A 12,742-nucleotide genomic window follows, 5' to 3' on the forward strand; every position below is an offset into this window, starting at 1 on the left:
ACTATGAATAAAACAAATTCAGAAACGGGCATTATCGCGTGGTTTGCCAATAACGCCGTAGCCGCGAACCTATTAATGATATTTATCATTTTGATGGGCTTGGCCAGTTACTTTACGATTCAGCGCCAAATGTTTCCCAACATCGAAATAAACTACATTACGGTGTCGGCACAATATCCTGGTGCATCTCCACAAGAAATAGAAGAAAGTATTCTTATTTAAGTAGAAGAGGCGCTAAAAGACGTTACCGAGATTAAAAGAACAGTAGCCCGCGCTTTTCGTGATTCTGGAACCGTAACACTTGAAATTGATACCGATGAAGAACTCACCGATGTACTCGATAAAGTTAAACTGAGAGTTGACGGTATTGCTTCCTTCCCTGCGGGAATGGAGCCGGTAAATATATCGCAAATTGAGTTTCAACAAGACGTGATTGAAATGCCATTGGTGGGCGATTTACCTCTTCCAGAGCTTAAAATCATCGCCAATGAGATTGAAGATGAACTGCTTCAACTAGGCAACGTGTCCTTAGTAGAAGTGTCTACACCCAGTGATGAAATTGCCATTGAAATAAAGCCAGAAATGTTGCGTAAATACAGCCTTAGCATTGCCGATGTTAGCCGTGCGATAAGCAACTATTCTACTAACATATCAGCCGGTCAGCTCCGTACTAATGCAGGCATCATTTCTGTTCGGGTAGAAAACCAGTATTACAGCGGAAATGAGTTTGCCCAAATTCCCGTTAAGATTGGCACTGCAGGGGCCAAAGTCACTTTGGGTGACATTGCTATAATTAAAGATGGCTTTACCGAAGGCGAACGATACTTTAAATACAATGGTAAAAACGCCATTTACATGTCGGTAAGTGCGACTAAGTCGCAAAATACCATCCCCGTGGCTAACACGGTGAAAGCCTATATCGAGCAAAGAAATAAAACCCTTCCCAATGGGGTGAGCTTAGAAATATTGGTAGATATGACCTACTACTTGAATGCTCGCTTAGATATGATGCTTAAAAACCTGTTTCAAGGCTCCATTCTTGTCGCCTTGATGCTAACCCTATTTCTACGTTTCAAGCTGGCCTTGTGGGTAATGGTAGGCTTACCGGTATGCTTCTTAGGTGCTGTTATGCTAATGCCGATATTTGGCATCAGTATTAATATTCTTTCGTTATTCGCTTTCATTATGGTGCTAGGTATTGTGGTAGACGATGCCATCGTCATAGGGGAAAGTGCCTATACCGAAATAGAAAGCAAAGGCGGCGGCATTGATAACGTAGTACGGGGCGCAAAGCGTGTTGCTACGCCAGCTACATTCGGTGTTTTGACCACCATTGCCGTGTTCGCTCCGTTTACCCTAAGTAGCGGCCCTGAAGGTGCCTTCTTCTACAATATCGCAATTGTGGTTATCTTTTGCTTAGCGTTCAGCTTAGTTGAATCGAAGCTAATACTACCAGCACATATTGCCCATACACACTTTACACCGATTAAAAAAGGAAGCTGGCGGGATAAATTTAACACCCGATTCTACAGCTTTGTAAACGGTCCTTATAAACGCACCGTTGAGCGCGCGTTAAAGTGGCGTTGGGCGGTGTTTTTCCTATTCTTTGGGATATTGATGATTAGTATCGGGCTAATCAACGCAAACTATGTGCGAATGGTGCCTAATCCGAAAGTGCCTCATGACTTTCCTAGCGTTCGCATTGAAATGAATGAAAACGTGTCAGATACCGCCACCATCACAGCGTTAAAAACGATAGAACAAACTATTTTAGACGTTGAAGAACAAGTTATTGAAGAGTTTGGCACCGGTATGATCCGCGACAGACTGGCCTTCAACAATGAGCGTACCCAAGGCCAAATTCTGACTCCGTTGGTGCACGAGGACAAACGCCCTATTGATACCTTCGAGTTAGCAAGGCGCTGGCGAGAAGCCATACCGGACATTCCCGGTATGAAGTCGTTCACCGTGATAGACGATGTGAATGGCGGAAATGGTGATGATGGTGAATTTGGCTATCTCTTATTCGGCCCTGATATCAACACATTGAACGCTGCAGGTTTGAAGTTTATTGAAATGCTTCAACAACAAGATGGACTATTTGACGTTAGTTCAACCATAGATCCTGCCAGCAAAGAAGTGCAATTAGTTATGTTGCCGGTGGCCTATGACCTAGGTTTAACCCTTTCTGACATTGCCTCTCAAGTTGGCGCTAGCTTCTATGGCGGCGAAGCACAACGCGTTATTCGTAATGGCGAAGAAGTGAAGGTAATGGTGCGCTATCCCGAACTTACCCGTGAGCGTTTTGCTGATTTGAAATATACCGTTATCAAAACACCTGAAGGCCGTGACGTATTGCTTGGTGACATTGCGTTATTGGAAGAAAAACCTGGCATCAGTTACATTCGTCGTGAAGGTGGATACCGTAGCGTGTATGTGTGGGGCAATATAGATGAAGAGGCGGTAGAGCCGAACGAAGTGGTAGAACAGATTAAGGAAAAACTACTTCCTCAGTTACAAGAAGAATTTCCATCAGTGATGACCGAGCTTGGCGGCGATATTGAAGAACAGCAAGCGCAGCAAAGTGAACAATTATTGTTTTTCTTAGCCGCGATGATTATGGTCTATATTCTTCTGGCCGTACCGCTTAAAAGCTACGGGCAACCGCTTATCATAATGTCGGTTATTCCATTTAGCTTTACTGGGGCTATATGGGGTCACTTCTGGCTCGGCCTAGATTTAAGTATGATGTCTACTTTTGGTCTGATAGCCGCCGCTGGTGTGGTGATAAATGATTCCCTAGTAATGACAGACTTTGTTAATCAACGCCGCGCACAAGGTTACAGTGTTAAAGAAGCGGTAACAGAAGCTGGCAGTGCGCGCTTCAGGGCTATCACACTGACTTCGATTACTACCTTTGCCGGTGTACTGCCGATTATGTTTGAAAGTAGCCTACAAGCGGCGTTCGTCGTACCCATGGCCGCCGCACTCGGTTTTGCCGTACTTTACGCCACACTGGTCACATTAATTTTAGTGCCTTGCTTGTACTTAATCATGCTCGACTTAGCCGTACCGTTTTCGTGGATAAAACGTAAAATCTTTCGTAGATCTCGTGCAAATGATTCTGAGGTGGAGGTTGAGATTGAGTATGGCAACTAGGTAAGATTTTTTAACGTCTAACAATATTCCCACTGGTGTATAGCGGTGGGAATATTAAGACGCAGAAAGAAAATATTGTGGGGTTCACTAGTATGCTGATTAGCTTCGCAGCCTTATTGCATCTGCTTTGAACTAAGTGTTCACGCCATAACGACAAAGTATCAGTTCAGTCACGCCTTTTGCAATTTGCAACTTACGCGCTTCAGAAAGTGGGTCTTCTAACTTAAACAGTTGTGGCCAAAAGCACTGCCCTTTTACCAGGCTATCCATCTCTTCAACCACTTGCTCAATGTCATCAAAAGCCATACGGTTGTCTTTTTTTGCGGCTTTTAACCACTTATGCATCGCTTTTTCTTGGGCTTGAAGTTGGGCAACTTCATCTTTTAAACGATTGGGCTCATAAAAAAAATGGCCAATAGCAACACGGGCCAACTCTAAGTGTTCATCCCCGCTCATAAAGTTGATGTCGGCCATAATCAGGTCGGTGAGTTGGTCGGCCAGCAAGACCTCAGGATCATAAGGCGCACCTATATCAACAAGCGCCGATTGCCACTGCTCTTTAATTAGGTGCATTACCAGCTCTTCCTTTGCTGAGAAATGGTTGTACACTGTTCTTTTAGACACGTTCGCTAGTTCAGCCAGCTTATCCATGCTGGTTCCGTTAACGCCAAATTCCTGAAATGCTTGCTTCGCTGCTTGAATAATAGCATCTCGCTTAACATCACTTCGGGTACGTGTAGCACTAGTCATAATTTTACTGTCTAAAAATAATATGCGGTCATTTTACACTGCGCAGTTTACTTTTCAATGCATGATCTCTAAAATGCACCGCACAGTTTACTTTAATTATAGGTGAATATAGTCGTCTATACTGTATTCACCACAAATACGGATCGATAATTTCCTATGCCCATTTCGCGAATTCGTCACCTTGTTGCGTTTACTGCCTTGTCTGTTCTTACCCTTGCTGGCTGTACATCAGAGGATGACATACAAAATAAAACGGTAGCCCCCCGCTATGTGAAACTTGCCGAGGTGAGCACGGTTCCTGCATTTGATGAATTTACCTTTCCGGCAGTGGTTTCTGCAGTGAAAACGGTAGATCTTAGTTTTGAAGTGTCAGGTCGGTTAGTACAAACCGATTTAACCACTGGTAATGACATTGAAGAAGGAAAGCTGTTAGCTACGATTGACCGACAGCCTTTCGAGCGCCGTGTTGATGAACAACGTACTCGCTTGGAACAGTCTAAACGCGAATTAGATCGTATTGAAAAAATGTATGCGCAGAAACTGGTTGCGCAGAGTACTCTTGATACGGCAAAGACCACCTACGAATTAGCTGAAATAGAACTAAAAACGGCAAAGCAGGATTTAAGTTACACCCAATTATATGCCCCTTTCGATGCCAAGGTGTCTCAGCGTCTTGTTGAAAATAATAGCTTTGTAGCCGCAGGAACGCCTATTGCTCGGTTACAAGATGTCTCTAAAATTTACTTCAATATTAACGTGCCTGAAAGGCTACTCACCGCGAACCTTAATCGTGGAATAGAGCAAGCTAGTGCATCGTTAACGACAGAAGAAACACAGTGGTATCCAGTTAATTATGTAGAGCACAACACTCAGCCCGACCCTGTCTCGCAAACTTATGAAGTCGTTTTTGCTATGGAGCCACGTGCAGATTTACCTCTTACGCCAGGCGCTCGCGCGGTTGTGAAAGTGAGCTTACAAGGTTCACCATTTCCTGACGGTGTCGTTGTTCCAGTGCAATCGTTAGTGGGTGACAAAGCCTCAGGCTTTGGGGTTTGGGTATATAACGAAAGCAGCAAATTAGTGAACAAAGTTAGCGTTACTGTTGAACACATTCACGAAGATTTCGCAGTACTAAGTGGTTCATTAGCGCTGGGTGAAAAGGTGGTTGCAGCAGGCGCAACTAAAATGCGAGCAGACATGAAGGTGCTTCCTTACGAGGGAGAAAAGTAAGTTATGGATATCGCTCGTTATTCAATTGATAAACCTGTAAATGTATGGCTAATGGTAGTAATACTGCTGTTGGGCGGTATTATTGCAATGACCAATATTGGTCGTTTGGAAGACCCCGAATTCACGATTAAACAGGTGAAGGTTTACACCAGCTACGCTGGCGCTGGCGCAGAGAAAGTGGAACAGGAAATTACCGAACCATTAGAAATTGCTATACAGCAAATGCCGCAACTAAAAGAACTCACATCAATCTCTTCGCCAGCCTTATCTGAAATTACTGTCGAAGTTAAAAGCAACTATGACAGTACTGAACTTCCACAAATTTGGGATGAACTTAGGAAACGTTTACGAGACGCCGCTACATCCTTGCCGACAGGTGCACAAGACCCTGTAGTTTTTGATGACTTTGGTGACGTTTACGGCCTTTACTACGCTTTGAGCGCCCCCGACTTTACCATCAGTGAATTACGGGAATTTGCGCGCTTAATTCGCAGAGACTTATTAACCACAGATGGGGTAGCAAAAGTCACGGTAAGTGGTGTGCAAACCGAACAGATAGTTGCCTACGTGAATCCTTATCAGCTTGCCGGATTAGGTATTTCCTTTCCTGATTTAACCTCGCTGTTTGAAGATAACTTGCGCCCTTTTAATGGTGGAAGAGTGTTGGTAGATGAAAAGAATGTACGATTAATCGTAGAGCGGGCACCAGATAAAATTAAAGAAATATCTAACCTTTCGTTAGTTATTCCAGGTACCAATCGCTCTATTCGCGTTTCCGATGTCGCCACGCTTAAATTAGAGCCTGCAGATATCCAGTCACAACTTATTCGTTATAATGGCGAAGAAGCATTAACCGTATCGGTTTCAGCACTTTCTAACGTGAACATTGTTGATGTTGGCAACCGGGTAAATGCCAAAGTGGATCACCTACTTAATACCCTTCCTGTGGGGATTACCCTTACCCCCATTTACGACCAAGCCTCGGTGGTTGATGAGTCGGTCGATGGCTTTATTTCAAACCTTGTGATGTCGGTAGTCGTCGTTACTCTGACGTTGTGCCTATTCATGGGTTGGCGCTCTGGCGTAGTGGTAGGCGCAGTACTGTTAGTTACCGTACTTGGCACTATTCTTATCATGTGGCTTATGGATATTCAGCTTCAACGCATATCCCTTGGCGCTATGGTTATCGCCATGGGAATGTTAGTAGATAACGCGATTGTAGTGGCCGAAGGCATGATGCTGCGAATGGCTACCGGCGCGTCGGCCAAAGATGCGGCAAGCTTTATTGTGAAGCGAACACAATGGCCTTTATTAGGTGCAACAGTAATAGGTATCGCGGCCTTCTCGGGAATTGGGTTATCTGATGATGCTACCGGTGAATTTTTATATTCCTTATTTGCTGTTGTATTAGTTTCTTTAATGATGAGCTGGGTACTAGCCGTTACCTTAGTGCCAGTGCTTGGCGAATTAGTGTTTCGTAAAGGCGTGAAGCAAACCGATGGCGATGAACCTACTGTGTTGCAGCGCTGGTTCACCAAAACCCTCACCGGGGCATTAAAATTACGATGGGTGACCATTGCCGTACTGGTGGTCATTACCGTGGTGGCCTACGGCAGTTTCGGTATGGTAAAACAAGGCTTTTTCCCGCCCTCAAATGCACCGCTTTTCTTTGTGCATTATTGGGGCCCACAAGATCGTGATATTCGCGCTACCGAAAAAATCATTAAAGAAGCTGAGCAACGTATTTTAGCGCAAGAAAATGTAACGGCTGTCACCACCATTATTGGTCAAGGAGCAGATCGTTTCACGCTTACATACGCGCCCAAAAGTGCCAATGAAAACTATGGATTTTTCATGGTACGGGTTAATGAGTTAGAGAATATTCCTGCCGTTCAAGAAAAGCTTTCCGGCTTGCTCGATAATATTGACCTTGATGCTAACTTCTACCAAGAGCGTATGCAGTTTGGTCCAGGTTCTGGCGCTAAGCTTGAAGCACGCTTCTCAGGCCCTGATGCAGAAGTGTTACGTACCCTCGCCGAAGAAGCGAAAGGCTTGATGTTCGCTGATGGCAATATTAAAGATATTCGCCACAATTGGCGTGAAAAAGGCGTGGCTATTAATACCCAGTACGATAATTACAATGCCGGTATTGCGGGCGTGTCTCACTCAGACTTCAGTCAAACGGTGCAGTATGCTAGTAGCGGGTTGCGTTTAGGCAGTGTGCAAGACGGTGATTATGCTTACAGTATTGTGGCAAAAATGGGGCATCCCGATGACACCGCCATTCAATCAGTCCGAGAGAGCCAAGTATGGTCTTCTCAGCAACGTCAGTACGTGCCTTTTACCCAGGTATCGAGCGGTTTAGATATAGTGACAGAAGAGCTACGTATTCATCGTAGAGATAGATTGCGTACCATCACCGTAGAGGCTGAGCCAGGCGACAATGAAACTGCCGCGAAAGCATTTGCCCGTATTCGCCCTCAAATTGAAGCGATGGACATTCCTGCCGGGTATGCCCTTGAATGGGGTGGTGAGTTTGAAAGCTCTAGCGATGCACAAGCGGCGCTTGGTGCAGGTTTACCTGTGGGTTTCTTAGTGATGTTCATTATTTCTGTACTGCTATTTGGACACGCTCGTCAGCCGCTGATCATTTGGTTAGTGGTGCCTATGGCGATAGTTGGTGTAGTGACAGGGCTTCTGTCTACCAATATGCCATTTGGCTTTATGTCACTTCTTGGGTTCTTGAGTTTATTTGGTATGTTGATTAAAAATGCCATCGTACTTATTGAAGAGATAGATTTACAAATTGAAGAAGGGCTAGAAATTAAAAAGGCAATAGTAGAAGCAACGCTAAGCCGTTTGCGTCCTGTAACGTTGGCTGCATTAACCACTATTTTAGGTATGGCGCCACTGTTATTCGATGCCTTCTTTGCAGATATGGCAGTGACGATTATGGGCGGACTAACCTTTGCCACCATTCTAACGCTTATTGCAGTGCCTGTTCTCTATAGCATTTTGTTCAAAGTAAGCTATCGAAAAGCCAGTTAGTTTGTTTACTGTAAACTAGGAAAGAATCAAAAAAGGTGCGTTTATACGCACCTTTTTTATTGATGTTAGCATCGCTGATTATATGGTTTTCACAACTTCTACCAATAGCCTCTAACCTTTCTTAGCATTCACCCTCGCTTCCATAAATCGCATAACATCTCGCCAAGAGACAATGCCAACCGGGCATCGTTTCTCATCAATGATGGGGATACAGGAAATCTTATTTTCATTGAACAGGGAAATGGCGCTAACAATTGAATCGTTTGGAGAAAGAGTAAACACGTTTCGCGTCATAATCTGATGCGCTTTTTTTTCCAGTGTTGCTCTATCGCGAAAGCGTTCATTAACCGTATTGGCAAAAGGGCTAGTCGCTTTTAAGACGTCGCGGTCTGAAATGATGCCTTGAAGTTGATTCTGATGCACTACCACCAAATGATGAAACCCGGTTTCGGCGAACAAAGTCTGTATCAACTCTAAACTATCATCCATATGTACACTGACTACACGAGTAGACATGATATGGGACAAACTCATGGTATTCCTTTTACTCTTATTTTTACGTTAGGCCTAACCATTCCTATAGTGCTCAATAAGGGCGCAGCGTGCAATGTTGCTGCCCCCACTTTTTGATTTAAAGACTCACACAAATTTTACCAAAGTGTTTACCCGACGCCTCAAAAGCAAACGCATCCGGTAGCCTTTCTAGAGCAAATGTTGTATCAACCACAGGTTTGAAGTTCATACATTCCAAGGCACTGACAAAGTCCCATTGCTCTTTATTGCTACCCACAATAATCCCAGTTAACCTAATTTGTTTGCGCATAAGGGTAGCTGTTGGAATATCACCTTTAATACCGGTTAACACCCCAATAAGTACAATACTTCCCCCTACTCTACATGCATGAATAGATTGCCCTAGTGTGGCAGGGCCGCCCACCTCTACCACATGATCAACCCCTGTTCCGCCCGTCCATTTGGCAACGGTTTTGCCCCACTTTTCATCTGTTTTATAGTTAACCGTAAAATCTGCTCCTAGGGCTTTTGCTTTCTCTAACTTTTCATCAGAGCTTGAGGTAATAGCCACTTTCGCTCCCATTGCTTTGGCTATTTGAAGCGCATAGATAGAAACACCGCCGGTGCCTAACAACAGAACCGTGTCGCCTGCTTTTAAGCCGCCTTCTACGACTAATGCTCGCCAAGCTGTTAATCCTGCCGTAGTAATAGTAGCCGCTTCTTCATGAGACCACCCGCTCGGTGCTTTAGTAAACCACTGCTGCGGTTTTACCACGACTTCTCTGGCATAACCGTCAATACCGTCGCCAGGTGTGCGACTAAAATCACCTACCGTAGGTGCGCCACTTAACCAATCAGGGAAAAAGGTAGAAACCACATGGTCTCCTGGGGCAAATTGTGTAACGCCTTCCCCAACTCCTACCACTACGCCAGCGCCGTCAGACATAGGAATACGATCGCCCTCTGTGGGAATAGCACCCGTCGCTACACTGTAATCATGATAATTTAGAGAGCTAGCATGGATCCTTACTTTAATTTCATCGTTGCCGACGACGGTTGGCTCTGCTTCGTCTGCGCAGTAAAGTGATGCTAATCCTTCACTGTTGTCTTTCAAACGCATTACTTTCATAAAATTTCCTTCCTGATTAGCAAGTGAAGATAGTTTAGGGGATGTTTACAATTGCGAGTACAAAATACCAATAGCGCTAAAAAACTCGCAACGCAACATGCGAACATAAGTAAATATGCTCTATGGTTTAATACAGAGATAAGGATATTGACGATTAATTAAAGGCGAGAGAAAAAATAAAAGCCCCTTGGCGAGCATAACGGCTATCACCAAGGGTAAAAGTGCGCAAAGGGTAGCGCTTAGGGAAAGTAAACAGTACAAATCTAAAAGTTAGCACAAGTCGTTATTTCAAGAGCTTGTTCAAGAACGTATTCAACAGCTTGTGCTCGAAAATTTAAGAGGCTACATCGATAACGATTTTGCCCATGGCTTTGCCGCTTGCTAAGCGCGCATGTGCATCACTTACTTGATCAAGGGTATACACCTCGCTATCCAGGATTGGGGTTAATGCACCTGCATCAACAATGTCGGTTATAGCGCGTAATATAGCGCCATGACTTTCACGCTTGTAGTCGTGGATCATAGGGATCAGCATGAATACCACATGTAAGCTCAAACCTCTGAAGTGCACAGGGCTCAAATCAGTTTCAATCAATGAAACAGTAGTCGCCACTTGACCGCATAGTTTTGCTGCTTCAAAAGAGTTCTGTAAATTGCCGCCACCCACAGAATCATAAATCACATCGAAACCTGCGCCATCGGTGTGCTTAGCAACATAATCAGCCACTTTTTCTGAGCGATAATCAATATAAGTAGCACCCAGCTTCTCAATAAGCGCGGCTTGCTCATCTGAGCCACCTGTAGCAAAAACGGTTGCACCAAAGTGACGGGCCATTTGGATAGCAAGGTGACCTACACCGCCAGCGCCGCCATGGACCAACACCGTTTGACCTTTTGCAGTTTGTGCGCGGGTTAATCCTTCATAAGCGGTGATCCCCACTAAAGGTAGCGCTGCCGCTGCACGCATAGATAGAGATTTAGGTTTTGGCGCAATCAAACGCACATCCGCTAGAATGAGCTCAGTTAATGTACCTTGCAAGTCAGCTAATCCACCCGCGCAACCGTAAACTTCATCACCTACATTAAAGTCTTCTACGCCTTCGCCTACAGATTCGATTGTTCCGGCGAAATCCATCCCTAAAACACCGCCTGGAAGTTTAGGGGAAAATGGTAGGTCTTGACCTATTTCACGGATCATGGTGTCTACAGTGTTTACGCTAGTTGCTGCAATACGCACAATGACGTGGCCCGCTTTAAGTCGTGGGGCATCTATTTCAGCCGCAGTAAATACTTCAGGTCCGCCAAATTCGTTAATAACCATTGCTTTCATGTGAGTTAGCCTCGTTGCGTTAAGTTCGAGACTAATAATAGACACTAGCCAGGCATATGATAATTAGGTTATAAACACATACAGTTTATAGATTTTATTGATAATCCATTATGAACATCGATCACCTTAAGCTTTTTGTACGTATCGCCAATACCAATAACATCAGTGTTGCTGGGCGTGAACTGAATGTTTCACCGGCCGTGGCTAGCGCTCACATTAATAAATTGGAAGAAAATTTGGGTGTGCGGCTTATTCACCGAACCACGCGAAAAGTGTCGTTAACCGATGAAGGAAAACTATTCTTACCTCATGCGGAAGAGGTGCTATCGAGTATTGAGATCGCTCAAGCCGCCGTTGGGGTTGGCTCACAAACGCCACAGGGCACATTGCGAGTAACCGCTCCAGCCTCTTTTGGTCGCCTACACTTAGTACCCGCTATGGAAGAATTCTTAGCCTCTTACCCTCAGCTAAATGTCGACTTTCGATTCAGCGACAGTATTTTAGATCTGATAGAAGGCGGGTTTGATGTAGCAATTCGTGACGCGGTGCTAAAAGACTCTAATCTGCATGCTAGGAAACTGGCCGATGACAAGCGAATTATTGTAGCGTCACCAGACTATATTAAGAAATATGGTGCGCCGAAAACCCCACAAGACATACCTCAACATGCTGCTGTAAATCTTATGGGTTTGGAAACATGGGAATTCGACACACCGCAGGGCGTAGTATCGATAAAACCTAAAACGCGAATTCGTATGGATAATGGTGAAGCAGTACGCGACGCTGCTATTGGTGGCAACGGCTTAACCCTCACGGCCACCTGGTGTAGCTACCCATATCTTGAAAGTGGTCAATTGGTTCAAGTCTTAAAAGATTACCCCCTAACCGCTGAGTGTGCACTGTGGGCTGTATATCCAAGCAACCGTTTATTAGCGCCCAAAGTGCGCGCCTTTATCGACTTTTTAAAAGAGCGGTATAGTGGTGAACCCTACTGGGATAAAGTGTTAAGAGAAGCGGGTCTTTAAAAAAAGCATAGAAAAGTCATAAAAAAACCACAGCAAGTAAACTGTGGTTTTTTGTCTATTCGAAGCCGTTAGTCTTAAATTTTACTAACTAAATACTTTTGCCTAACATACGTCGTAACGTGCCGTCTTTGTCCATAATGTGGTGTTTTAACGCACCGGCAACGTGAAGTACAACAGCACCAATCAATACATAGCCTAAATAATGATGCACAGTGCCGCCGAGTTTTGAAAGCTCGTAGTTTATTGGCAACGTTTTTTCAGGGTCTTCTACACTGAAATTTTGTGCGAATACCTCTAATCCAAACACAGATAAACCGTGGCCACCCAGTACCGAAGTCATAAGCCCTGATATTGGCATTAGCAGCGTGCTAAGAATAAGTACCCAATGAATCACTTTAGCTACGCCGTGTACTAACGCAGAGTAATCCCCTGCCGCTGTAGGCCAACCATTTTTCATTCGCCATGCCACCCTAGCTAATGCTAAGGCGTGTTGATCTTTCGTGATTGGTTTTTGAGCAGCATGGTAAAGAGTTATAATTTGCTTCGCCAAAAGTAAAA

The 12,742-nt window shown here is 44.5% G+C and carries 8 protein-coding genes and 1 pseudogene; 4 read left to right on the forward strand and 5 right to left on the reverse strand.

The window, feature by feature from the left end; genetic code table 11:
* Positions 1-3: 3 nt before the first annotated feature.
* Positions 4-3,159: pseudogene (locus J5X92_RS14555) on the forward strand (efflux RND transporter permease subunit).
* A gap of 132 nt (positions 3,160-3,291) precedes the next feature.
* On the opposite strand, the gene J5X92_RS14560 reads toward J5X92_RS14555, so the two are convergent.
* Complete coding sequence (locus J5X92_RS14560; RefSeq protein ID WP_208806006.1) at positions 3,292-3,909, reverse strand: TetR/AcrR family transcriptional regulator; 618 nt, start codon at positions 3,907-3,909, stop codon at positions 3,292-3,294.
* Positions 3,910-4,065: 156 nt separating this feature from the next.
* Between J5X92_RS14560 and J5X92_RS14565 the strand changes: the two genes are divergently transcribed.
* Positions 4,066-5,139 (forward strand): efflux RND transporter periplasmic adaptor subunit, encoded by a 1,074-nt coding sequence (locus J5X92_RS14565; protein ID WP_013784835.1) that lies wholly within the window; start codon positions 4,066-4,068, stop codon positions 5,137-5,139.
* A 3-nt stretch (positions 5,140-5,142) separates the two neighbouring features.
* Positions 5,143-8,187, forward strand: a complete 3,045-nt coding sequence (locus J5X92_RS14570) for an efflux RND transporter permease subunit (RefSeq protein ID WP_208806007.1) — start codon at positions 5,143-5,145, stop codon at positions 8,185-8,187.
* A gap of 111 nt (positions 8,188-8,298) precedes the next feature.
* Here the strand turns inward: J5X92_RS14570 and J5X92_RS14575 are convergent, their stop codons facing one another.
* The 3 genes from J5X92_RS14575 to J5X92_RS14585 form a co-directional block, all read right to left on the reverse strand.
* Positions 8,299-8,721 carry a CBS domain-containing protein gene (locus J5X92_RS14575; protein WP_126873965.1) on the reverse strand — a complete coding sequence of 141 codons (423 nt, stop codon included), beginning with the start codon at positions 8,719-8,721 and terminating at the stop codon, positions 8,299-8,301.
* A 97-nt stretch (positions 8,722-8,818) separates the two neighbouring features.
* Positions 8,819-9,829, reverse strand: coding sequence for an NAD(P)-dependent alcohol dehydrogenase (locus J5X92_RS14580; protein ID WP_208806008.1), 1,011 nt, complete (start codon positions 9,827-9,829; stop codon positions 8,819-8,821).
* A 334-nt stretch (positions 9,830-10,163) separates the two neighbouring features.
* Positions 10,164-11,159, reverse strand: coding sequence for a zinc-dependent alcohol dehydrogenase family protein (locus tag J5X92_RS14585; RefSeq protein ID WP_126873967.1), 996 nt, complete (start codon positions 11,157-11,159; stop codon positions 10,164-10,166).
* 110 nt (positions 11,160-11,269) lie between these two features.
* Between J5X92_RS14585 and J5X92_RS14590 the strand changes: the two genes are divergently transcribed.
* Positions 11,270-12,184 carry a LysR family transcriptional regulator gene (locus J5X92_RS14590; protein ID WP_126873968.1) on the forward strand — a complete coding sequence of 305 codons (915 nt, stop codon included), beginning with the start codon at positions 11,270-11,272 and terminating at the stop codon, positions 12,182-12,184.
* A gap of 88 nt (positions 12,185-12,272) precedes the next feature.
* Here the strand turns inward: J5X92_RS14590 and J5X92_RS14595 are convergent.
* The coding region (locus J5X92_RS14595) for a cytochrome b/b6 domain-containing protein (RefSeq protein ID WP_208806009.1) at positions 12,273-12,742 on the reverse strand (470 nt) is incomplete at its 5' end.

It is taken from the genome of Alteromonas sp. K632G, assembly GCF_017653625.1.
Lineage (GTDB): Bacteria > Pseudomonadota > Gammaproteobacteria > Enterobacterales > Alteromonadaceae > Alteromonas > Alteromonas naphthalenivorans.

Coding starts and splice junctions, on each gene's coding strand:
- J5X92_RS14560 (WP_208806006.1), bottom strand. CDS start 3,909: ATGACTAGTGCTACACGTACCCGAAGTGATGTTAAGCGAGATGCTATT.
- J5X92_RS14565 (WP_013784835.1), top strand. CDS start 4,066: ATGCCCATTTCGCGAATTCGTCACCTTGTTGCGTTTACTGCCTTGTCT.
- J5X92_RS14590 (WP_126873968.1), top strand. CDS start 11,270: ATGAACATCGATCACCTTAAGCTTTTTGTACGTATCGCCAATACCAAT.
- J5X92_RS14585 (WP_126873967.1), bottom strand. CDS start 11,159: ATGAAAGCAATGGTTATTAACGAATTTGGCGGACCTGAAGTATTTACT.
- J5X92_RS14575 (WP_126873965.1), bottom strand. CDS start 8,721: ATGAGTTTGTCCCATATCATGTCTACTCGTGTAGTCAGTGTACATATG.
- J5X92_RS14570 (WP_208806007.1), top strand. CDS start 5,143: ATGGATATCGCTCGTTATTCAATTGATAAACCTGTAAATGTATGGCTA.
- J5X92_RS14580 (WP_208806008.1), bottom strand. CDS start 9,829: ATGAAAGTAATGCGTTTGAAAGACAACAGTGAAGGATTAGCATCACTT.